21 protein-coding genes and 1 pseudogene are annotated in these 22684 nt (G+C 68.3%); 13 read left to right on the top strand and 9 right to left on the bottom strand.

Annotated elements, in window-relative coordinates; genetic code table 11:
* On the top strand, nt 1-2775 hold the full coding sequence (locus tag AC1RIF_RS07300) for a cation-translocating P-type ATPase (RefSeq protein WP_492600685.1): 2775 nt from the start codon (nt 1-3) through the stop codon (nt 2773-2775).
* 12 nt (nt 2776-2787) lie between these two features.
* On the opposite strand, the gene AC1RIF_RS07295 is transcribed toward AC1RIF_RS07300, so the two are convergent.
* Nucleotides 2788-3336 carry an AAA family ATPase gene (locus AC1RIF_RS07295; protein WP_492600684.1) on the bottom strand — a complete coding sequence of 183 codons (549 nt, stop codon included), beginning with the start codon at nt 3334-3336 and terminating at the stop codon, nt 2788-2790.
* Between the two features lie 173 nt (nt 3337-3509).
* On the opposite strand from AC1RIF_RS07295, the gene AC1RIF_RS07290 reads away from it, so the two are divergent.
* A complete protein-coding gene (locus tag AC1RIF_RS07290) occupies nt 3510-4925 on the top strand; it encodes a DUF2252 domain-containing protein (RefSeq protein WP_492600683.1) in 1416 nt (471 codons plus the stop codon).
* A complete protein-coding gene (locus AC1RIF_RS07285; protein ID WP_492600682.1) occupies nt 4922-6070 on the top strand; it encodes a diacylglycerol/lipid kinase family protein in 1149 nt (382 codons plus the stop codon). The genes AC1RIF_RS07290 and AC1RIF_RS07285 overlap by 4 nt, the downstream gene beginning before the upstream one ends.
* A 19-nt stretch (nt 6071-6089) precedes the next feature.
* On the opposite strand, the gene AC1RIF_RS07280 is transcribed toward AC1RIF_RS07285, so the two are convergent.
* The gene (locus AC1RIF_RS07280) at nt 6090-6419 is read right to left on the bottom strand and encodes a hypothetical protein (RefSeq protein ID WP_492600681.1); all 330 of its coding nucleotides are present in this window, start codon (nt 6417-6419) and stop codon (nt 6090-6092) included.
* A gap of 179 nt (nt 6420-6598) precedes the next feature.
* Between AC1RIF_RS07280 and AC1RIF_RS07275 the strand changes: the two genes are divergently transcribed.
* Nucleotides 6599-7462, top strand: coding sequence for an alpha/beta fold hydrolase (locus tag AC1RIF_RS07275; RefSeq protein ID WP_492600680.1), 864 nt, complete (start codon nt 6599-6601; stop codon nt 7460-7462).
* A 179-nt stretch (nt 7463-7641) separates the two neighbouring features.
* On the opposite strand, the gene murJ is transcribed toward AC1RIF_RS07275, so the two are convergent.
* The 3 genes and pseudogenes from murJ to AC1RIF_RS07260 all read right to left on the bottom strand — a co-directional run.
* Nucleotides 7642-9249: a murein biosynthesis integral membrane protein MurJ gene (murJ, locus tag AC1RIF_RS07270; protein ID WP_492600679.1), complete on the bottom strand. Its 1608-nt coding sequence runs from the start codon at nt 9247-9249 to the stop codon at nt 7642-7644.
* Between the two features lie 63 nt (nt 9250-9312).
* A complete protein-coding gene (locus AC1RIF_RS07265) occupies nt 9313-9591 on the bottom strand; it encodes a S26 family signal peptidase (protein ID WP_492600678.1) in 279 nt (92 codons plus the stop codon).
* Nucleotides 9592-9685: 94 nt separating this feature from the next.
* Nucleotides 9686-9934: pseudogene (locus tag AC1RIF_RS07260) on the bottom strand (S26 family signal peptidase); the annotation flags it as partial.
* A gap of 268 nt (nt 9935-10202) precedes the next feature.
* On the opposite strand from AC1RIF_RS07260, the gene map reads away from it, so the two are divergent.
* Both map and AC1RIF_RS07250 read left to right on the top strand, forming a co-directional pair.
* Complete coding sequence (gene map, locus AC1RIF_RS07255; protein WP_492600677.1) at nt 10203-11060, top strand: type I methionyl aminopeptidase; 858 nt, start codon at nt 10203-10205, stop codon at nt 11058-11060.
* Nucleotides 11061-11068: 8 nt separating this feature from the next.
* Complete coding sequence (locus AC1RIF_RS07250; RefSeq protein WP_492600802.1) at nt 11069-12589, top strand: cobyric acid synthase; 1521 nt, start codon at nt 11069-11071, stop codon at nt 12587-12589.
* On the opposite strand, the gene AC1RIF_RS07245 is transcribed toward AC1RIF_RS07250, so the two are convergent.
* From AC1RIF_RS07245 to AC1RIF_RS07235, 3 genes are read right to left on the bottom strand one after another with little or no spacing between them, the layout of a single operon-like run.
* Complete coding sequence (locus AC1RIF_RS07245; protein ID WP_492600676.1) at nt 12570-13310, bottom strand: ABC transporter permease; 741 nt, start codon at nt 13308-13310, stop codon at nt 12570-12572. The two genes, AC1RIF_RS07250 and AC1RIF_RS07245, sit on opposite strands and share 20 nt — an antisense overlap.
* The gene (locus tag AC1RIF_RS07240) at nt 13307-14227 is read right to left on the bottom strand and encodes an ABC transporter ATP-binding protein (RefSeq protein WP_492600675.1); all 921 of its coding nucleotides are present in this window, start codon (nt 14225-14227) and stop codon (nt 13307-13309) included. The genes AC1RIF_RS07245 and AC1RIF_RS07240 overlap by 4 nt, the downstream gene beginning before the upstream one ends.
* Nucleotides 14224-14586, bottom strand: coding sequence for a GntR family transcriptional regulator (locus tag AC1RIF_RS07235; protein WP_492600801.1), 363 nt, complete (start codon nt 14584-14586; stop codon nt 14224-14226). Before AC1RIF_RS07235 ends, AC1RIF_RS07240 begins: the two co-directional genes overlap by 4 nt.
* A gap of 196 nt (nt 14587-14782) precedes the next feature.
* Here AC1RIF_RS07235 and AC1RIF_RS07230 point away from each other — a divergent pair, with 196 nt between their 5' ends.
* The 7 genes from AC1RIF_RS07230 to AC1RIF_RS07200 all read left to right on the top strand — a co-directional run bounded on the left by AC1RIF_RS07230 (nt 14783) and on the right by AC1RIF_RS07200 (nt 22125).
* On the top strand, nt 14783-16045 hold the full coding sequence (locus AC1RIF_RS07230; protein WP_492600674.1) for a serine hydrolase domain-containing protein: 1263 nt from the start codon (nt 14783-14785) through the stop codon (nt 16043-16045).
* Nucleotides 16046-16086: 41 nt separating this feature from the next.
* Entirely contained in the window at nt 16087-16653 is a 567-nt protein-coding gene (locus tag AC1RIF_RS07225) for an alpha/beta fold hydrolase (protein WP_492600673.1), read from the top strand.
* Between the two features lie 57 nt (nt 16654-16710).
* Nucleotides 16711-18195, top strand: a complete 1485-nt coding sequence (locus tag AC1RIF_RS07220) for a SulP family inorganic anion transporter (RefSeq protein ID WP_492600672.1) — start codon at nt 16711-16713, stop codon at nt 18193-18195.
* Nucleotides 18196-18562: 367 nt separating this feature from the next.
* Nucleotides 18563-19561, top strand: coding sequence for an isopenicillin N synthase family dioxygenase (locus AC1RIF_RS07215; protein ID WP_492600671.1), 999 nt, complete (start codon nt 18563-18565; stop codon nt 19559-19561).
* Nucleotides 19562-19592: 31 nt separating this feature from the next.
* A complete protein-coding gene (locus AC1RIF_RS07210) occupies nt 19593-20426 on the top strand; it encodes a MetQ/NlpA family ABC transporter substrate-binding protein (RefSeq protein ID WP_492600670.1) in 834 nt (277 codons plus the stop codon).
* Nucleotides 20426-21460, top strand: a complete 1035-nt coding sequence (locus AC1RIF_RS07205; protein ID WP_492600669.1) for a methionine ABC transporter ATP-binding protein — start codon at nt 20426-20428, stop codon at nt 21458-21460. Before AC1RIF_RS07210 ends, AC1RIF_RS07205 begins: the two co-directional genes overlap by 1 nt.
* The gene (locus AC1RIF_RS07200; protein WP_492600668.1) at nt 21457-22125 is read left to right on the top strand and encodes a methionine ABC transporter permease; all 669 of its coding nucleotides are present in this window, start codon (nt 21457-21459) and stop codon (nt 22123-22125) included. Before AC1RIF_RS07205 ends, AC1RIF_RS07200 begins: the two co-directional genes overlap by 4 nt.
* A 78-nt stretch (nt 22126-22203) precedes the next feature.
* Here AC1RIF_RS07200 and AC1RIF_RS07195 read toward each other — a convergent pair whose 3' ends face one another.
* The gene (locus AC1RIF_RS07195; RefSeq protein ID WP_492600667.1) at nt 22204-22614 is read right to left on the bottom strand and encodes a VOC family protein; all 411 of its coding nucleotides are present in this window, start codon (nt 22612-22614) and stop codon (nt 22204-22206) included.
* Nucleotides 22615-22684: the final 70 nt, after the last annotated feature.

Here is a 22684-nt window from a genome sequence, read left to right as displayed (position 1 = left end):
ATGGTCACCGAACACCCCGTGCCGGATCGGGCGCAGACGCCGTTGCGATGGCACATCCGTGACGCCGACGCCGTCGTGTCGGCGCTGGGGTCCGACCGCGACTCCGGGCTGACGGTGGACGAGGTCGACGAACGCCGAGGGCGCTACGGTGCCAACGAGATCGCCCCCGAGCCCGCACCGTCGATCTGGGCCGTGGCGCTGCTGCAGTTGAAGGATCCGATGAACCTGATGCTGGTGGCGGTGGTGATCGTCAGCGTGATCATCGGGGAGATTCCGACCGCGCTGGTGGTGGTGGCGCTGGTCGTCCTGAACATCGTGCTGGGCACCCAGCAGGAACTGAAGGCGCGCGCCAGCGTCGACGCCCTCGCGCGGATGCAGATTCCGCAGGCGCGGGTGATCCGCGACGGCACACTGACCAGGCTGCCCGCAACTGATCTCGTCCCCGGCGACATCGTCGAACTCGAGGCCGGGGACCTGGTTCCGGCGGACGGGCGCCTGTTGCGGTCGGCCACCCTGGAAACCCAGGAGGCGGCGCTCACCGGCGAGAGCGCACCCGTCGCGAAGGATCCCCACACACTCGACGCGGCGGACGTCGCGCTCGGTGATCGCAGCAACCTGCTGTTCCAGAACACCTCCGTCACCCGGGGCACCGCGACGATGATCGTGACCGAGACGGGCATGCGGACCGAGATGGGCCGGATCGCGTCGATGCTCTCCGCGATCACGCCCGGCCGATCGCCGCTGCAGCGAGAACTCGATGCGCTGACCAAAGTACTCGGTGTCATTGCGTGGGTTGCGGTGGCGCTGATCGTCGTCATCGGATTGCTACGGGGACAGGACTTCACCACCGTGATGCTCCTGGGCATCTCGATGGGGGTGTCCGCGATCCCGACCGGTCTGCCGACGTTCGTGCAGGCGATGCTTGCGTACGGGGCTCGCCGGCTCGCTGATGCGAAGGCGGTCGTCAAGAACCTCAGCGATGTCGAGACGCTCGGTGCGACAAGCGCGATCAACTCGGACAAGACCGGCACGCTGACCATGAACCAGATGACGGTCCGGTCGCTGTACTTCCACAGCCGGTGGTACACGGTGGGCGGCGAGGGATACAGCAAGTCCGGGCCCGTCGCGCACGTAGCGGGGGAGCCGGTGCCGGACTTCACGCTGCTGGCGTACGGGCTGTGCCTGGACAGCGATGCCACCGTCTCCGACGCCGGGGAGGTGGTAGGCGATCCGACGGAGGCCGCGCTGGTAGTCCTCGCGGCCAAGCTGGGGGTCGACGCTCCGCGCACGCGGCGGGCGTACCCGCGGGTCGCGGAGGTGCCGTTCGACTCCGCGTACAAGTTCATGGCGACGTACCACCATCTGCCGGTCGACGGCGCTACCCGGTTCGTCGAACTCGTGAAGGGCGGACCGGACGTCGTGCTGGCGCGGTGCCGGTCCGCGTACCGACCGGGCCGGGAGTCGGTGCCCGTCGACGACGTCCGCGACGAACTCGACGCCGCCAACCGCGCGATGTCGGAGAAGGGGCTTCGTGTCCTCGCGTTCGCCGCCCGCGTCCTGGACGGGCAGGAACGTGCGGTGACCGACGATCCGATGGCGCACGTGCAGGATCTCGTGTTCGTCGGCATGGTGGGCATCATCGACCCGCTGCGACCGGAGGCGATCGATGCCGTGCGCACGGCACACACCGCGGGGATCGACGTCCGCATGATCACCGGTGACCACGCGGTGACCGCCTCGGCGATCGGCGCCGAACTCGGACTGGGGCCGGGTGCCATCGGTGGCGCGGAACTGCAGGCCATGACCGACGAGGACCTCGCCGCGGCGCTGCCACGGCTTCACGTGTTCGGCCGCGTCACGCCGCAGGACAAACTCCGACTCGCCGACATCATGCAGCGGGGCGGCGCGATCGTGGCGATGACCGGCGACGCGGTCAACGATGCGGCCGCGCTCAAGAAGGCCGACATCGGTGTCGCGATGGGATCGGGCAGTGAGGTGACCAAGCAGGCGGGCCGGCTCATCCTCACCGACGACAACTTCGGGACCCTGGTCACCGCGATCCGGCTGGGCCGCAGCATCTACGACAAGATCGTGTCCTACATCCGGTACCAGATGTCCAAACTGTTCTCGCTCGTGCTGCTGTTCCTGGTGGCCAGTGTGTTCGGTATCAACGACGGTGTCGCGCTGACACCGTTGATGGTGTTGTTCCAGCACTTCTTCATCACGCTGTTCCCGGTGATCGTCGTCATGCAGGACCCGCCACCGCCCAATCTGATGGACCAGCCGCCCCGGGATCCGAAACAGCCGATCGCCAACAGGAAGTCGTTCGTCCAGTGGTTCGCCTACGGTGCACTCCAGTTCGCCGTTGCCCTCGCCGCGATGCTGCTGGCCCCGGGATCGATGAGCCCGACCGAACCGAACGTCCCGATGACGATGACGTTCGTCGTGCTGTCCTTCGGTTCGATCCTCGCCGGGCTGGTCCTGCGGCGTGATCCCGACTCCGGTCTCACCGCACCGATTCTCGGCGCGATCAAGATCCTGTCGATTCCGACCGTCGTGACGGTGCTCGCGGTGGAACTGGGCTTCCTCCAGGAGTTGCTCACGACCACGTCCCTGACCGGTGGTCAGTGGCTCGCGTGTCTGGGATGGGCGCTGATCGTCCCGGTCGTGATCGAGGCGGAGAAGGCGCTGCGGCGCCGGCGCCGACTGCGGCTGGCGCCACCCAACCCGGTTCCCGCAGCGGACGTGGTCGCGCCGCGCCGTGCACAGCTGTGATCGACGTCGGAACTAGGTTGCACGCAGCAGGAACCGGCCGTCGCCGACCGCCTCCGTCACCCGTTGGACGCTGCGCTCGACCGCTTCCCCCGACGTGTCGAGGACGTGGCTGTCGAACTCGCCGAGGTCCGAGAATTGATCCCACATCGTGAGGATCGGTCCTTGGTCGGTGAGGGCGTCCGGGGAGGTACGGGCCCGGGCTCGCCGCAGCGTGACGTCGCGCTCGGGTCGGAGCACGACGTAGTTGACCGTCAGCTCCGGGTGCCGGGCCGCACGGGTTCGGAAGTGGTCGAGCATCCACGGCCCCACGATTCCGTCGAGCACCGTGGTGAAACCGCCCAGCGCATAGGTGTAGGCGGCACCTGCGATCACATCCATGACCGTCCGGTTCTGCGCATCCGACGCGGGGTCGTACGGGGGTATGGCGCCCGAGACGATGTAGTGCCAGAAGTCGTCCGTGTGCAGGTGGACGCCCTTGCCGTATCGGCGGGCGAGCGCCGCGCCGACGGTCGACTTGCCGGCCCCGGGCGGCCCGGTCAGGATGATCACTTGTCCGTTCACGGACCCCAAGCTACGCATGTCCTCTCGTCGACGACGAGAGGAAAAACGGGCGGCGTCGAACCGGACGTGAGCCCGGTACCGGGAAACCGCCGCGGACGGATCGAGGCGCGGCGGACAATGTCCTCATCGCATCCGACGGTCGGGCCCCGACCCGCGCGGCAGGACGGTTCACCATGCCGGACACCGACAGACATCAACCCCGAGTGGCGACACTCAGCCGGGCGGAGCGCGCCGAGCGTGGTCTGTCAGCGCGCCGCTCGACACCCTTCGCGGCCCTCGCCGACTGCCCGACGGCTGCCCGGCGCGATCCGATCCGCCTGCTCGAGCGGCAGTCCGCGGCCCGGATCCCGGACCTGGTCCCCGTCCGGTACGGGCGCATGGCGAGCAGTCCGTTCGCCTTCTACCGGGGATCGGCGCTGATCATGGCCGACGACCTGTCCCGCGGGCCCGCCACCGCTTTGACGGTGCAGTTGTGCGGGGACGCGCATCTGAGCAACTTCGGGATCTTCGCGACTCCGGAACGTATGCAGGCGTTCGACATCAACGACTTCGACGAGACCTACCCCGGGCCCTTCGAGTGGGACGTCAAGCGGCTGGCGGCGAGCCTCGCGGTCGCCGGTCGGGAGCGGGGTCTCGGCGGCAAGCAGCGGTCGAAGGTCGTTCGTGCGTGCGCCGCCGAGTACCGCGAAACCATGCGTCGTCAGGCGGGGCGGGGAAATCTCGCGGTCTGGTACTCGCACATCGAACCCTCCGCGGAACTGGTCGCGCTGCGCGACGAACTCGACACCTCCTCGAAGAAGAACATGCGCCGAACCCTCGAGAAGTCGTGGCACCGGGACAGCGTCCATGCACTCGCCAAACTGACGACCGAGGTGGACGGCCGCCGGAGGATCGTCGGTAACCCGCCGCTGATCGTGCCGATCGAGGAGGTCTTCGCCGAAGCGGATGCCGCGACCCTGTTCGAGGAACTGCGCCGGCGACTCGACGAGTATCGGAGGACGTTGCAGGACAACCGCCGGGTGCTGTTGGGGCAGTTCGAGTTCGTGCAGGCGGCCCGGAAGGTGGTCGGTGTGGGCAGCGTGGGGACCCAGGCATGGATCCTGTTGCTGCAGGGCGCCGACGGCGACCCGTTGTTCCTCCAGGCGAAGGAGGCCACGACGTCGGTGCTCGCGAACTACCTGCCCGGTCCGGCGTTCACGAATCAGGGGGAACGCGTCGTGGCGGGGCAGCGGTTGATGCAGGCCGCGAGCGACATCTTCCTCGGCTGGCAGCGGGGGCCGGGGTACGACGGGGTGGTCCGGGACTTCTACGTGCGCCAACTGCGCGACGGCAAGGGGTCGGCGGTGATCGAGGCGATGACGCCGTCCGGGATGGAACTGTACGGGCGGCTGTGCGGGCGGGTACTGGCCTACGGTCACGCGCGGTCGGGGGACCGGATCGCGATCGCCGCCTATCTCGGGGACGGAAGCGGATTCGACAAGGCTGTCACCGAGTTCGCCGAGTCCTACGCCGACCGCACCACCCGTGACCACGCGGCCCTGCGCGAGGCCGTCGCCGACGGCCGGATCACCGCGCAGTTCGGAATGTGAACGTCGTGGACGTCGCGGACGTCGGTGACGACGCGAGCTCTTCTCGCGGCCGGTGGCTCGCCCGCGCTGCCTTCGCGGCCGCTTTCGGCGCGGCCGCGGGACCGATCGCGATCGCCGGGGTGCTGAGCACCGTCACGCTGCTGGTGGTGGGGATCGGCGGTGTCGCGGCGACGGTGGCGGCGGCGTACTGGGCTCTCACCAGTCGCGGTGTGCTGCGGGCGATCTCGTTCGCCCTCACGGTGCTGGTGCCGGTCGTCGTGCTCGTCCTCTTCCTCCGGGCGGGCCTGTTGTGGGTGGTGGTCCTGTCGTACGCGCTGGTGCTGGTGGCCGTTGCGTGTGCCCGGGCCGCGCTGGTGGGCCGGCGCGACGACGATGCGCCGCCCGAGGTTGCCATACCTGCCCCTCGTCGTGCCTTCCTGCTGATGAACCCGCGTTCGGGTGGAGGCAAGGTCGAGCGATTCGGATTGCAGCGCAAGGCCGAAGACCTCGGAGCCGAGGTCGTTCTGCTCGAGGGAGCGGAGGAAGTCGATGTCGTCGAACTGGCCCGGCAGGCGGTCGACCGTGGCGCCGATCTGCTCGGGGTCGCCGGCGGCGACGGCACGCAGGCGCTCGTGGCAGCCGTCGCGGCCGAGCGCGACGTGCCGTTCCTGGTGATCAGCGCGGGGACGCGCAACCACTTCGCGCTCGATCTCGGGCTGGACCGGGACGACCCCGCCACCTGCCTGGAAGCGCTGGTCGACGGCGTCGAGGTGCGCGTGGACCTCGGCTGGATGAACGGGCTGCCGTTCGTCAACAACGCCTCCTTCGGGGTGTACGCCGAACTGGTGCGGAGCCCGGCCTATCGTGACGACAAGGCGGGAACCGTGCTGCAGCTGATGCCGGACCTGCTCGACCGGCACCGCGGCGACCGGCTCAGCGTCGAGATCGGTGAACTCGAGGTGGACGGTCCACAGGCAGTCCTGGTGAGCAACGGCCCCTACCGGACCGGTGACTTCGTGGGACTGGGCCGGCGGGAGCGCCTCGACGACGGTGTTCTCGGTGTCGTCACGATGTCGGTGGACAGTGCTCGGGAGGCGGTCGGCCTGCTGCAGGGCGGTCACACACAGCTGTACCGGCTGGCGGCGTGGCCCACCGGGTCTCGATGAGCCCCGGTGGGCCGGTGCGCTACCGGCCGACGAGTTCGAGTGCCAACCGCACGTAGAGATTCACTTCCTCCACCGCGTACAGGATGGCGATCTCGGCGCTGTCGCCGTGCTCGCTCCGCGCCGTCAAGGAGATGCGAGGCGGCTCGGCCTCGGTGTGAAGGGTGAGATCGCTCCGACGGTTTCTGCTCATCCGCTCGAACGCCTCGGCCCACTCGGGCCGGATGACGCCGTCGAGTTCGGCGTCGACACGAACCATGTCGCCCGACGCTGTCGAGACGACGTTGCTGACCTTGACCGGAGCCCACCGATGTTCGGTGGCCCGCGACTGCTGGCCCATTGCCACCCTCACTTCTGATCAGGTTGACCAGTCACCATATCCGACTTCGGTGCGAATGCAACCAAGCGTCATCGCAGGTCACAGCGCTGTCGTCGGGTCGGCGCGGACCTGCGCGCGAAACGCTCTCCCGAAACTGCAACACGTTCTACCCTGGGCTTGCCGGTACCGGTGCATCGTCGCGAGGGGGAGAGATGACGCTCGACGTGAGTTACGAGGGCACCAAGAGGGAGTTGGGCACGGACGACGGGGTCCTCCGCTACCACGTGGCCGGTGCCGAGGATGCGCCGCCGCTGCTCCTGCTGCACGGTTCCGGACCCGGTGTGTCCGGCTGGCGCAACTACCGCGGCAATCTCGGGGTCTTCGCCGAGCACTATCGCTGCTACATTCTCGAGTTTCCGGGGTTCGGCGTGAGCGACCCGACCGAGGGGCATCCGGTTCTCGCGGCGGGCTCGGCGGTCACCCGGTTCATGGACGCGCTCGGGATCGAGACCGCCGCGATGGTCGGCAACTCGATGGGTGGGATCGTCGCCGTCAATCTCGCGATCCACGACCCGGTCCGGGTCGGCAAGCTGATCACGATCGGCGGGGTGGGGCCGCACATCCTGAGCCCCGATCCCAGCGAGGGCCGGCGGTTGTTACACGACTTCGTAGCCGACCCGTCGAAGGAGAATCTCGCACGCTGGCTGCGGGGCATGGTCCACGACCCCGAGGTCGTCACCGAGCAGCTGATCGAGGAGCGCTGGGACGCAGCCCGCGACCCGGCGTCGCTCGACGCGGCACGGGTCATGTACGGCGCAGAATCCTTTGCCCTGCAGCAGCAATCACTGCTCCGGTCCGGACGCCCGCCGTACTGGGCGATGATGCACAAGGTGTCGTGTCCGACGATGCTGACGTGGGGTCTGGACGACCGGATGAGCCCGCCCGACATGGGGATGGCGTCGATGCGTCTCATTCCGAACGCCGAACTACGGATCTTCCCCAAATGTGGGCACTGGGTGATGATCGAAGCGAAGACCGCATTCGAGCGCTCGGTGCTCGAATTCCTGCAGCGCTGACAGCGGACAGCGCTCGTCGTCGGTGGTCGGTGAGGAGGCGGCCGTGGCGGAGGATCGGGGCGCGCGTTCCGGATCCTCCACGGCATCGTTTCCATCTGGCAACGGCAGGTCGTGCCGAGGGAGTGTTCTACGACGAGCCCTGAGGGCGGTGTGACACCGCCCCGGGCGGGCCGTCCTGGTCAGGTCCGGAGGATCCTGCTCGCGTGACGGATTTCCGGCACCCCGATGATCCTCACCGCCAGCGCGAATGCCGCGATTCCGGTGAGAGTTCCGGCGGCCAGGGCCAGGGCCGCGCCCGTTCGCGGTTCGGCGAGGGCGGTCTCCGTCGAGTGGGTGACCACGAAGCCGACGGCTCCTGCGATGAAGGCGGCCGCGACGACCCGGATCGTGGTGTCGCGCACGTGGTGGAAGCCCAACAGTCCGTAGCGCCGCCGGAGCAGAACATGTCCGATCACCGCGCCGACGACGTAGGAGACGGAGCCGGCGACGCAGAGCATGACGACCACACCTTGATCGGGGAGCGTCGCCGTGGACACCCCGATGACGGCGATCTTCGTCGTGACCATGCCGATGTTCACCATCGCCGGAGTTCGAGTGTCGTTGTCTGCGTAGAAGACGCGCAGCTGGAGCATCACGATCGCGAACGGCGCCAGCCCGAACGCCGAGACCGCCAGGGCCGTACCGATCAGGCGTGCGTCGGACGGATCGACGCGGCCGACGAAGATGACCGTCGACAGCGTGGGTCCGAGGACGGTCAACGCGACCGCGGCCGGAATCAGGGCGACCACGGAGTAGCGGGCCCCGCGTCCCAGGTCGGCCAGGACAGCGGTGCGATCGTGTTCGGCAACCGCACGGGCGATGCGTGGCATCAGGATCGTCACCAGGGACACACCCAGGATCCCGTACGGAACCTGGAACAGCAGGTCCGCGTACATGTAGGTCGACACGCCGCCGTGGCTGAACGCGACCCGCAACACCACTGCCACACCGATCTGGCTGGTGGCGACGTAGACGAGAACCCACCCGATCAGGGGCAGCGCGGAGCGGACCGGTCGCCAGGTGTAGGGGACGATGCGGACCCGCCACCGCCAGCGGAACCCATTGCGTCGCAACGCGACCACGATCACCGCCGACTGGAACACTATGCCCAGTGTGGTACCCACGCCGAGGACCAGCACTTGAGATGAGGTCATGGACTGCGGTGTGAGCGTCACCGGCCCCGGCAACAGGACGAAGACCCCGACCGTGAGGAGAACGACGATGTTGTTGACCACCGGCGCCCACGCCCCCGGTCCGTAGACACCACGCACGTTCAGCACGGCCGTCAGCAGCGCGGCCAAGCCGTAGAAGAAGATCTCCGGAAGCAGTAGATAGGCGAAGATGGTCGTCAGACCGCGTTGGGCGGGATCGTCCACGAAGGTGGACGCCAGCAGCGGGGCGCACAGGACGGCGAGCAGCGTGACCGCGGCCATCCCGACCGTGGCGGCCGCGACGAGTCGCTGAGTGAACTCGAGATCGTTCTGCCCTCCACGCAACCGCGACCGCGTGAGTACCGGTATCAGCACGCTCGTCAGTACTCCGCCGAGAAGAAGCGCGTACACCATGTTGGGGAAGCTGTTCGCGCCGTTGTACGAATCGGCGACCATGGCCGTGCCCAGTACCGCAGCCAGGGCGGCACTGCGAACGAAACCCGTCAGCCGGCTGGCCGTGCCGGCGACCGCGACTCGTCTCCCCGCCCGCGCAGTTCCGTGTTCCGGCTCATCGTCATGTCTGCGATGTCTCCCCACCGTCCCAGGTTCTCACAGCAGAGTCGGCGCGATCATCGACCGAAAGACTGCGATCTCGCGGCGCTACCCCTGCGGGTCGACCCCGTGGACGATGCCCCATCGAGGCGGTGGCAGCATGATCAGCCGCACCTTGCCCACCACGTTCGCGACCGGTACGGCGCCGTGGAGGTCGTCGTCCATGTGGAAACAGGAATCCTTCGAATTGGCGCGGTTGTCGCCCATCACCCACACGCTGGACTTCGGTACGGTCACCGGACCGAAGTACTTCCCGTGGCACGGGGCGCTGTTGCCGGGGGAGATCCGGTTGTCGACGTACGGCTCGTCCAGGGTTTCGCCCTCCACCTTCACCCCGCTGTCGCCGGGAAGACCTGGGAAGACACTGCACCGTTTGACCGGCCACCGCCACCACCCGCTTCACGAGGTTGTTCTGGTCCGGTGGTGCAAACCCGACGGCGGCGCCGGCGTTCTGGACCTCCCCGCAGGATCGAGTTGTCCGAGCCCGGGAGCGGTACTCCGTGTTCCATGACGGCGGACCCTCGAACACCACGACGTCACCTGGTTTCGGGTCGCCGAACCGATAGGTGATCCTGTCGACGACGATCCGATCGCCGGTGCATCCGTCGCAGCCGTGCAGCGTCGGCTCCATCGACTCCGACGGGATGAAGTAGATCCGGCCCACGAACATCTGCAGTAGAAGAATCAGCGCGACGACGACCGCCACGAGAATCGGAATCTCGCGTCGAAGAGATCGGCTCCGGGGTTTCGGTGCCCCGATTCCTCCGAGTCGAAACCAGGTTCGGCCACAGATCGAACCTGTTTCAGGATCGGCGCTGGTCGTCCTGCGCTTGCGCCGTGTGCACACCAATCGCAACCGCGCCGCGAGGCAATCGGCGTCAACGGCGCATAACGCGGGGAAGCGCAGGTCGGTCGGAGGCGCGGTCTACCCTGAACCCATGTCTGTTCGCACTGCTCTCGTTCCCGGAACCGTCTCACCCGTCCTCGACGTCCCCAAGGGCATCGAGCGCCCCGAGTACGTGTGGAAGGCGACGGCCCGCGAGGGCAAGGAGCCGTGGGTGCAGACGCCGGAGACCATCGAGAAGATGCGGGTGGCGAGCAAGATCGCTGCTCAGGCGCTGCAGGAGGCCGGCAAGGCCGTCGCGCCGGGCGTCACCACCGACGAGCTGGACCGCATCGCGCACGAGTACATGTGCGATCACGGCGCCTACCCGTCGACGCTGGGCTACCGCGGCTTCCCGAAGTCGTGCTGCACGTCGCTCAACGAGGTCATCTGCCACGGGATCCCCGACTCGACCGTGGTCCAGGACGGCGACATCGTCAACATCGACGTCACCGCTTTCATCGACGGCGTGCACGGCGACACCAACGCGACGTTCCTCGCCGGCGACGTCTCCGAGGAGAACCGCTTGCTGGTCGAGCGCACCCGCGAGGCCACGATGCGCGCGATCAAGGCCGTCAAGCCGGGCCGCGAACTCAACGTCATCGGACGCGTCATCGAGTCGTACGCCAACCGCTTCGGCTACGGCGTCGTGCGCGACTTCACCGGCCACGGCATCGGCGAGACCTTCCACAACGGACTGGTGATCCTGCACTACGACCAGCCCAACGTCGACACGATCATCGAGCCCGGCATGGTGTTTACGATCGAGCCGATGATCAACCTCGGCACCGTCGACTACGACATCTGGGAGGACGGCTGGACCGTCGTCACCAAGGATCGCAAGTGGACCGCCCAGTTCGAGCACACCATCGTCGTCACCGACGAGGGCAACGAGATCCTCACGCTGCCGTGACCGCGGCGCTGACCGGCGCGCTGCTGGTCGCCGGCACCACGTCCGACGCCGGCAAGAGCGTCCTCGTCGCCGGGCTGTGCCGGATGCTGGCGCGGCGCGGGGTGAAGGTGGCGCCGTTCAAGGCGCAGAACATGTCGAACAACTCCGTGGTCACGCTCGACGGCGGGGAGATCGGCCGCGCGCAAGCGCTGCAGGCGCGGGCCTGCGGGCTCGAGCCGAGCGTGCGGTTCAACCCGGTGCTGCTCAAGCCCGGCGGCGACCGCACCTCGCAGCTCGTCGTCCGAGGCAAGGCCGTCACCACCGTCGGCGCCCGCGACTACATCACCCACCGGGAATGGCTGCGGGAGATCGTCGCCGACGAACTGGCGTCGCTGCGTGCCGAGTTCGACGTCGTGATCTGCGAGGGTGCGGGCTCGCCCGCCGAGATCAACCTGCGGGCCACCGACCTCGCGAACATGGGGCTGGCGCAGGCCGCGCAGCTGCCGGTGATCGTGGTCGGTGACATCGACCGTGGGGGAGTGCTGGCGCACCTGTTCGGCACCGTCGCGGTGCTCTCGCCCGAGGATCAGGCGCTGATCGCCGGGTTCGTGATCAACAAGTTCCGCGGCGACGTGAGCCTGCTCGAACCCGGGCTCGAGCAACTGGGCGCCCTCACCGGGCGTCCCACGCTCGGCGTCATCCCGTTCGCCGAGGACCTGTGGCTCGACGCCGAGGACTCGCTGGGCGTGGTCGGCGATGCGGCCGTCGGGCGGCCCGGCTCGCCGGCCGGCGACGAGTGGTTGCGGGTGGCCGCTATCCGGCTGCCGCGCATCTCCAACTCCACCGACGTCGAGGCCCTCGCGTGCGAGCCCGGCGTGTCGGTGCATTGGGTGAGCGAGCCGTCGCGTCTGGCCGACGCAGACCTCGTCGTGGTGCCCGGCAGCAAGTCGACCGTGACGGACCTGGAGTGGTTGCGGCGCAACGGTATCGGCGATGCCCTCGTCCGCCGGGCGGAGGCCGGCGGCGCGATCCTCGGCATCTGCGGCGGCTACCAGATGCTCGGCGCGGTCATCGACGACGGCGTCGAGTCCGGTCTCGAGTCGGTGCCCGGACTGGGCCTGCTGGACCTCGAGATCGAGTTCGCCGCCGACAAGGTGCTCGCCCAGGTCGAGGGCGACGCGGCCGGAATTCCCGTGCGTGGCTACGAGATCCATCATGGACGCGTCCGGCGCAACGGCGACGCGCCGCTGCTCAGTGGCGCGGACGGCTCCAAGGAGGGCAGCGTCCGGGGGAGTGTCCGAGGCACCCACTGGCACGGACTGCTCGAGAGCGACGACTACCGGCGGCGCCTGCTGACCGAGGTCGCCGAGACGGCCGGCCGGACCGGGTTCCGCGTCGCACCCGACACCGACGTCGCGCGGGTGCGGGAGGCGCAATTGGATCTGCTGGCCGATCTCGTCGAACGACACCTGGACGTCGACGCGCTCGACGCGCTGCTGGAAGGCGGCGCGCCGAGCGGAATGCCGACGATCAGGTCGTCGTTCGCCTGAGGACCGCCCAGGTAGCGGCGATCGCCGCGACGGAGGCGGCCAGCGGAACCACCGCGAGCACCATCGCCCGGGGCGCGTCGACGAACCAGGATCCGATCGCCGGCCACCAGCGTGCCCACGTGATGACGACGGCGGCGAGGCCCAGCGCCCCGACCGTGCCGATGCCCGCGATGAGGAAACCCAGGGTCCGCCAGCGCTGGTACACCGCGCCCAGCAGCATCGAGATCGACGTGGTGAGCAGCAGGCTCGCGAACAGCGTGACGGTCTGCAGCACAGCTGAATCGGTCGCGTAGCGGAGGACGCCGAACATGCGCATCCGGACGCCCCATCCGCCGGTCGCGGCCTCGATCACCGACAGCAGTTGCAGCACCGCGGCGAAGGCGATCGACTGGACCACCGCGACGACGGTGGTCGAGGTGAAGAACTGACGCCGCGTCACGCTCAGTCCCAGCGCGAACGGGAACGTCTGCGTCATCGCCTGCGCGTAGAACGCCACGACGAAGCCGTACAGCGCGAGCACGGCGCCGGTGCCGTGGAGTTCGTCGCCGGAGTCGATCAGTGCGAAGATCGTGAGGTTGATGGCGAAGGTGACGGCGAGGATGGCGGCGGGTGCGGCCAGCAGCAGCGGCCACGACACCACGTGGAGCCGACAGACCGCCGGCAGGCGCCGGGTGCCGGTGGGGACGGGCGCCGGTGCGGTGGTCAGGGTGGCGGCGGTCATGATCGGGTCTCCTTGCCGGTGTCGGTTCGGCTGTCGAGTGCATTGCGAATCGTGATCTGCTGCAAGGAAACCGGAGAAAGTTCGATGTCGGATCGCGCCGCCTCGGCGCGGTCCGCCGCTGTGACGGTGCCCCGCAGGGTCGCGCGAGCGAAGCCGCCGATGTCCTCGCGGTGCAGGACCGTCCTGCCCACGGCGAAGGCGTCGATCGCGGTGGCCCGACCGCTGGCCAGCACGTGCCGGCTGCGCAGGTCGTCCGAGTCGGCGTCGGTCGCGACGCGGCCGCCGCCGATGACGATGACGTGTTCGAGCAGGTCGGCGACCTCGTCGATCAGGTGCGTGGACAGCACGACCGTGCGCGGATGGTCCGCGTAGTCGGCGAGCAGCCTGTCGTAGAACAGTTGTCGCGCTACCGCGTCCAGCCCCAGGTACGGCTCGTCGAACAGTGTCAGCGGGGCGCGGGACGCCAGCCCGATGACGATACCGAGTGCCGAGGTCATGCCGCGCGAGAGCTTCTTGACGCGGCGATTCCCGGGTAGCTGGAAGTCGTCCATCAGCCGGTCGGCGAACGCGCCGTCCCACCCCGGCAGCAGGAGTTCCGCCGCCGACAGGACGTGCTTGACCTTCAGGTCGTCCGGGTACTTCTGGCTCTCCTTGACGAAGCACAGGTTCTGCAGGACGTCGGCGTTCTCGAACGGTGCGCCGCCGAACGCGCTCACCTCCCCAGTGCTCGGCAGTTCCTGGCCGGTGAGGATTTTCATCAGTGTGGTCTTGCCCGCTCCGTTGCGGCCGAGCAGCCCGTAGATCTTCCCCGCCTGCAGCTCGAACGAGACGTCCTCGAGGGCGGTGACGTCGCCGTACCGTTTCCCGATCGCCCGCACCGAGACGATGGTGTCCCGGTCGATGTCCGTGATGGTCATGGACGTTCCTCCCACTTGTCCAGCATGGATTTCAGCTCGGCGACGCTCATTCCGAGCTTGTCCGCCTCGCGGACGAGTGGCGCTACGTACTGCGCCGCGAACTGTTCGCGCCTGCGGAACCGGAGCGCGTCCCGTGCGCCCGTGGTGACGAACATGCCGATACCCCTTCTCTTGTAGAGGATTCCGTCGGCGACAAGTTGGTTGAGCCCCTTTGCCGCGGTCGCCGGGTTGATCCGATGGAAGGCCGCCAGTTCGTTGGTCGACGGGGCCTGCGACTCCTCCGGCAGTGAACCGTCGATGATCGCGTTCTCGACGAGCCCCGCGATCTGCTGGAAGAGGGGCCTGCCCTCCTCGTTCAGCACCGCGCCCCGCCCGTCGCGAGGCTGGTTGGTTCATTACTCATGTAATGAACCATAGAGCCGGAGTGGTCGGGGGTCAACCCGATCGCTCCGGGCGGGCGGCGGTTTCGCGCGTTCGGCACGGAAGGGCGGCCCCGGCACCTAAAATCCGGAGCGGTGCCGAACGGCCTGGACATTCGCGATGACGGGAGCCGACATGCGCAGCAGATTCGATGCCGGGACGGGGATTCGTATCGCGTGCGGCGCTCTGGTCGCGACGCTCGCTCTCGCCGGGTGTGGCTCCGGTGATTCGGGATCCGACGAGACCACATCCGCCGGTGTGTCGTCGAGCACGACGTCGGCCGCGGCCACCACCACGGCGCTGCAGAAGGTCGACGCTGCCATGCTGAACGACGTCGTCGCCGACGTTGCGAAGGAGTTGCAGATCCCCGGCGCGGTCGCGATCCTCGAGATGCCCGGCGGTGATTTCACGGTGAAGTACGGGACCGGGACGCTCGGTGAAACGGCGGCGGTGGACACGGTCGAGCACATCCGCATCGGCTCCAACACCAAGACCATGACCGGCACCGTCATCCTGCAGCTCGTCCAGGAGGGCAAGATCGCGCTGACGGATCCGGTCTCGAAGTTCCGGCCCGACGTCCCGAACGGCGACAACATCACGATCGAGCAGTTGCTCGACATGCGTAGCGGCCTGTTCAACTACACCGAGACCGCCGAACTCAACGAGACCCTCGACAACGAGCCGCAGATGCAGTGGAAGCCGGACGACCTGCTGGCACTCGGGTTCGCGAATCCGCCGTACTTCCCGCCGGGGCAGGGGTATCACTACTCCAACACCAACATCGTGCTGCTGGGTCTGATCGCAGAGAGCCTGGACGGCAAGCCGTTGCCACAGATCTTCCAGTCGCGGCTGTTCGGTCCGCTGGGGCTGACCGGAACCTCGTTCCCGGACACCGCAGACAGCTCGATTCCCGCGCCGCACTCGCAGGGTTACGTGTACGGGACGAACATGGACACGTTGACCGATCCGGCGCTGCCGGCGGACATGCAGGCCGCCGCGAAGGACGGAACCCTGCAGCCGAACGACGTCACCGAAGTCAACCCGTCGTGGGCATGGGCGGCCGGCGCCGGCATCTCGACCGCGGACGACCTCGTGACATGGGTGCAGGCGTTGGTGGGTGGGAAACTGCTGGGCTCCGACCTCCAAGCGCAGCGGCTCGCGAGTGTGCAGCCGACGAGTCAGGACAGTGCATCGGCCCAATACGGTTGGGGCATAGCGAAAATGGGTCCGATGTTCGGGCACACCGGCGAGCTGCCGGGATTCAACTCCTTCATGGGGCACGACCCCGAGAACAAGGTGACGCTGGTGGTGTGGGCCAACCTGGCCCCGGCCGCGAACGGGCAGGACCCGGCGACCAGCATGGCGAGGGAGATCATCGGCAAGATCTATCCCGGATAGGTGTCCGATTCCGTGACGTGGATCGCGTACCGTTTCCAGCCATGGAGTCGACGCGTGTTGAGGTGGGAAACGGGACCTGGACGGTCCGTATCGGTGGGCCCGAGAGCCGGCACACGGTCCTCTTGCTGCCCGATGCGGGCGATTCGGCCGACGTCTTCGACGCCGTCTGTGCGCGCCTGCACGACTCCGATCTGCGAACCGTCGTGCCCGAGAACGTCGACGGACTCGACGAGCCGTCGGTCATCGCGATGCTCGACGAGCTGAAGCTGCCGTGGGTCAACCTCGTCGGCTCCGGGTCGGGCGCCGAGCTGGCGTGGCTGCTGGCGGCCAAGACGTTCGGCCGGTTCGCGAGCCTCGTCGTCGCCGATCGTGGCCACCCCGCGGTGCCGGGTGCGGACGGGTCCGTCCGGGATGCGGCATGTCCCGCCGTCGAACTGCCGACCACCGTCGTCGTGGGCACCTCGCTCGGACGCCCCTGCGCGGACGCGAGCGGGCGGTACGCGTACTCGGAGTTCCGGATCGTCCAGCTCGACGGCATCGACAACGTCCCCGCCGACGCGGCCCCGGAGCTGGCCAGCGAGATCGTCCTCCGCACCAGTTCCTGGTGACGGCCCGGCGCGCGGGGTGATCGGCGGATGCCGGTGGGAGGTTTCTAGACTCCTCCGGTGCACGACACCGCTACCGCCCCGCCCGACGTCACCTCCGTTCGTGTCGCGCTGCGGACCCCGCGACGCCTGACCACCGAGGTGCTGGCCGGCCTGGTCACGTCCCTCGCGCTGATCCCCGAGGTGATCTCGTTCGCGGTCATCGCGGGCGTGGATCCCGAGGTGGCGCTGTACACCTCGTGCATCATGGCGATGACGGTCGCGTTCGTCGGTGGCCGGCCCGCGATGGTCTCCGCCGCCGCGGGCGCGACGGCGCTGGTGGTGGCGCCACTGGTCGCCTCCCACGGCATCGACTACCTGATAGCCGCGGTGTGGGTGGCCGGCGCGTTGCAGATCCTCTTCGCCGGCGCCGGTCTGGCGAAGCTGGTGCGGTTCATCCCGCGGTCGGTGATGATCGGCTTCGTCAACGCCCTCGCGATCCTCATCTTCAGCGCCCAGCTGCGGCATCTGTTCGACGTGCCGTGGCTCGTCTATCCGCTCGTCGCGGCCGGTCTGGCGATGATCGTTTTCGTACCCCGGCTGACGAAAGCCGTTCCGGCACCGCTGATCGCGATCGTCGTCCTGACCGGTGTAGTCGCCCTGTTCCACCTGGACGTGCCCGACGTCGCCGATCAGGGCGAACTTCCGTCGGGACTGCCCACCTGGATGATCCCCGACGTGCCGCTCACGTGGGAGACGCTGACGATCATCGCGCCGTTCGCCCTCGGCCTCGCGCTGGTCGGACTGCTCGAGTCGCTGCTCACCGCCAAACTCGTCGACGACATCACCGACACCCCCTCGGACAAGACCCGCGAGGCCTGGGGGCAGGGCGTCGCCAACGCCGCGGGCGCGTTGTTCGGTGGTATGGGTGGCTGCGCGATGATCGGCCAGACGATGATCAACGTGAAGGAGGGGCGGGCCCGCACCCGTATCTCCACCTTCCTCGCCGGCGCCTTCCTGCTGGTGCTGTGTGTGACCGTCGGCGACGTCGTCGGGGCGATCCCGATGGCGGCGCTGGTCGCGGTGATGGTGGTGATCGCGGTGACGACCTTCGACTGGCGCAGCATCGCGCCCCGCACGCTGAAGATGATGCCGCGCAGCGAAACCCTCGTGATGCTGGTGACCGTGGCCGGCACGCTCGCGACCGAGAACCTCGCCGTCGGCGTCATCCTCGGAGTGCTGACCGCGACGGTGGCGTTCGCCCGGCGCGTCGCCCACCTGACCGGGGTCGAAGTCTCCGACGAGGGTGGGGAGCGGATCTACACGATCTCGGGTCAGTTGTTCTGGGCGTCGAGCAACGATCTGGTGCACCGGTTCGACTACGACGGTGACCCGGACTCGGTGGTCATCGACCTCACCGGCGCCGAGGTGTGGGATGCCTCGACGGTGGCCACGCTCGACGCGGTGCAGCGCAAGTACGCCGCGAAGGGGACGTCCGTGCGCGTCGTGGGCCTCGACGGGGCGAGCCTGCACCGGCTCGAGCAGCTGTCCGGCAAGCTCGGCTAGATCGCGCGGGAATGCCGCCGGCGACCGTTCGTCTCACGGATGTCGCCGTTCGTCGCCATGCGTATACGTTCGATTTGATCGCGGGGCGGAAAGCGCGTTAACCTCCTGGAACGAACACGCCGAATCGGGTGTGTCGATTCTCGATCTCGTCCGGGAAGGACCTCGATGCGCGGCACTGCAGCCACCGCCACCGTGATGCGAATGCGTCACGCGTGTTGTCGCTGCATGCGCGTGAGCTGAGACGAGATCCCCGCGCGACGGCACCCTCGAAGGCCGTCCCGCATCCCCGTGCTGATTTTTCCCACCGGGCACCGAAACGTCGCAGCGTGAGTTATCCGCCGGTGCCCGTGGGGAAAGGATCTGTTCCATGCCCGCACATGCTCTCCCGATCATCGATCTGGAAAACCTCGACGTCGACGCGCTCCGTAAGGTCACCCACGAGATCGGGTTCTTCTACCTGACCGGGCACGGCATCGATCAGCAGCTCACCGACAACCTGATCGCCACCTCCCGCGAGTTCTTCGCCCTGCCCGAGGCGGACAAGCTCGAGATCGAGAACAGCAACTCGCCCCATTTCCGCGGCTACACCCGTGTCGGCGGCGAGCGCACCCAGGGCTACATCGACTGGCGTGAGCAGCTCGACATCGGACCCGAGCGGCCCGCGGTCGACCCGATCGACCCCGACCGCCCCTGGGACGTGCTGCACGGCCCCAACCTGTGGCCGACACGCGTGCCGCAGCTGCGCGAACTGGCGCTCGAATGGTCGGCTCAGGCGCAGACCGCCGGGCTCCGCCTGATCAGTGGCTGGGCGCAGTCGCTCGGCGCACCCGCGGACTTCTTCGACACCGCCTTCGCCGACCCCGATCCGCTGCTGAAGATCGCCCGCTACCCGGGCCACGACGGTTCGGTCACCGACCAGGGGGTCGGCAGCCACAAGGACGTCGGGGCGCTGACCCTGCTCTACCCGGAGCCCAGCAGTACCGGATTCCAGGTGGAGACCGACGGCGGATGGCTCGACGTCGCACCGATCCCCGGGCACCTGCTCGTCAACATCGGCGAGTTGCTCGAGGTCGCCACCGGCGGCTACCTCAAGGCCACCGTGCACCGGGTGTTGCCGCCGGCCGCCGGCACCGACCGTGTCTCGCTGCCGTTCTTCCTCAACCCCGGCTACGACCATGCGCTGCCCACCGTGCCGCTGTCACCCGAGCTGTCCGCGGAGGCCGCCGGTGTCGGTCCCGACCAGCACGGTGGCACCCTGCACGCCCGCTACGGGCTCAACGCCCTCAAGTCGCGTCTGCGCGCCCATCCCAACGTCACCGAGCGGTACCACCGCGACCTGCTCGACCTGCCCGCCCTGCGCGGCTGACCATCTCGACCCGATCGGAAGGTACCTCCCAATGTTCTTGCGCCGCACTGCTGTCCTGTCCGCCGCCGCCCTGCTCACCGTGGGCCTGGCTGCGTGCTCCTCGGGAGGTGACGGGGAGAAGTTGGTGATCTCCGCCTCGACCACCCCGCACGTGGAGATCCTCGAGCACATCGCCGACTCCGGCGCCCTCGGCGACGTCAAGCTCGACATCAAGCCGGTCACCGGTGAGATCGACCCCAACGAACTGCTCGTCGCCGGCGACGTGAAGGTCAACTACTTCCAGCACGCCCCGTATCTCGCGGACTGGCAGAAGCAGAAGGGCGTCGACGACCTGGTCGCGGTCGCCGACGTCCACCTCGAGCCGATGGGCCTGTACTCCGAGAAGGTCACCGCGATCGACCAGATCGCCGACGGTTCGACCATCGCTCTGCCCAAGGACACGACCAACTTCTCGCGCGGGCTGTACCTGCTCGAGTCGGCCGGACTGATCGAGATGGACGTGCCGTTCGCCGACGCCAACCTGTCGGTCGTGACCCAGAAGAACATCAAGGCCAACCCGAAGAACCTGAAGTTCGTCGAGATCGAGCGTTCGCAGATCGCCCGCAACCTGGGCGACCCGCAGATCACCGCTGCGATCATCAATTCGAACTACGCGCTCGAGGCCGGTCTGAATCCGATCGACGACTCGCTCATCGCGGAGAAGGCGGAGGGTAACCCGTTCGCGAACCTGCTCGTCGTCCGCGCCGCCGACGAGAACGACCCCGGCGTCCGGGCCCTCGCCGACGCCCTCGAGTCGCCGGAAACCGCCGCCTGGATTCAGGAGAACTACTCCGGCGCGGTCATCCCGGTCCACGCGGGCAGCTGATGATCACCGTCGAGAATCTGGTCAAGACCTTCCCCGCCGCCGCCGGCGCGGGGGAGGTCTCGGCCCTGCGTGGCATCGACCTCGAGATCGCCGACGGAGAGATCTTCGGCATCGTCGGGCCGTCGGGTGCCGGCAAGTCGACGCTGCTGAGGTGCCTGAACCTGCTCGAGCGCCCCACCAGTGGGCGCATCGTGCTCCGCGGCGACGACGTCTCGCAGCTCACCGGAGCCGGTCAGCGGCAGGCGCGCCGCCGCATCGGCACCGTGTTCCAGCAGTTCAACCTGCTGCACTCGCGGACCGTCCGAGCAAACATCGAGTTCCCGCTCGAACTGGCCGGGCTGGACCGCAGGCAGCGCCGGGCCCGTGCCGACGAGCTGATCGAATTGGTCGGTCTCGCGGGGAAGGAGAAGGCGTTCCCGTCGCAGCTGTCGGGCGGTCAGCAGCAGCGCGTGGGCATCGCGCGGGCGCTGGCGTCCGAGCCCGACGTGCTGTTGTGCGACGAGGCGACCAGTGCGCTCGACCCCGATACCACCGATCAGGTGCTCGACCTGCTCGCCGAACTGAATCGCAGGATCGGCGTCACCGTCGTGCTCATCACCCACGAGCTGGGTGTGCTGCGCCGCATCTGCACCTCCGCCGCCCGGCTGGAGGACGGCCGGATCGCGGAGACCGGACGGATCCTCGACCTGGTCGGTACGCCCGGCTCGGTGCTCGGCGCGGCGATCGTCCCGGTCGGGGACGACCCGTCCGCCGGGGACGACGCCGACACGGCGATGGTCACCACGATCGGTGACGAGGCCCACGGACCGTGGCTCGCGCAGCTGGTGCGCAAGCTCGACGTCGACATCTCCGTGGTCGGCGGTCGCGTCGAACAGGTCTCCGGCGTCACGGTCGGCCGACTGCGTCTGCGTTTCGGTCCGGACGTGAACCGGCCCGACGTCGAGGCGTTCGTGGAGGCCCAGCCGGGCACGACCCTGGCCTGGGGTGCAGGACCGGAATCGACCGGCGCAGTGACCCAGGGAGTGACCGCATGAACAAGCTGACCTGGTACGACTCGCTCCCCGAGGTGTGGGAGGCGACGCAGGAAACCCTGTACATGGTGGGAATCTCGTTCGTGCTCACGGTGCTCGGCGGCGTCGTGCTCGGCGTGGTGCTGCACGTGACCTCGCCGAGCGGCCTGTGGCCGCAGCGCGCCGTCAACGCGGTGCTCGGCGCGATCGTCAACGTCTTCCGCTCGCTGCCGTTCCTCATCCTGATGATCGCGCTGATCGGTGTGACGCGATTGATCGTCGGCACCGCGATCGGACCGACAGCCGCGATCGTGCCGCTGACGATCGGTGCGATCCCGTTCTACGCGCGCGTCGTCGAGTCGGCGCTGCGCGAGGTCCCCGTCGGCCGAGTCGAGGCCGCGCAGGCGATGGGCGCGAGCAACGGCCAGATCGTCCGCAAAGTGCTCCTGCCGGAATCGGTCTCGGCGTTGATCGCCGGTGCCACCCTGACCGTGGTCCTGCTGGTCGGCTACTCCGCGATGGCCGGCGTCATCGGCGGCGGCGGACTCGGCGACTTCGCGATCGTCTACGGCTACCAGCGCTTCAACACGCCGGTGCTGCTCGTCGCGGTCGTCGTGCTCATCGTCCTGGTGCAGATCCTGCAGTCCATCGGCGACGGCGTCGTCCGGGCGTTGAGACACCGCAAGTAGCCCTCGACGGCAAAGCCGATCCTGAAGGATTCCGCCCGTCCGGCGGGCGGAATCCTTCAGGATCGGCGGGGGATACGGTCAGGCTTCGACGTCGAGGACCCACGTGACGCCGAACCGATCGGTCAGCATGCCGTACAGCGGAGCCCACTGGGCGGGTGCCAACGGGACGAGTAGCGTCGCCCCCTCCGTGAGCTTCGCCCAGTAGTCCGAGATCTCCGCGGCGTCGGTACCGCGAACGGAGACGAAGAACGGAATCGTGCCCGGCTCCCACGACGTGTGGGAGGGGACGTCGTACGCCATGATGCGGAAGCCGTTGTCGGACAGAACCTGCCCCCACATCACCTGCTTCGCCTCCGCCGGTTCGGTGATGTTCCGGGCGTCGGCGTAGGTGATGACGACGACCTCCCCTCCGAAGACGGATCGATAGAACTCGAGCGCGGTCCGGGCGTCGCCGCGGAAGTTCAGGTGGGGAGTGACGTTCACGGACATTGGCGGATTCTCCTCCGGTGTGTTCCGGTCACCGGCCGTGCGCCGGTGCCGAGAGCCACGGTCGCAGCAG

The organism is Prescottella sp. GW823-FHT02E09 (genome assembly GCF_058797375.1).
This window is presented reverse-complemented; position numbering and strand designations above follow the sequence as displayed.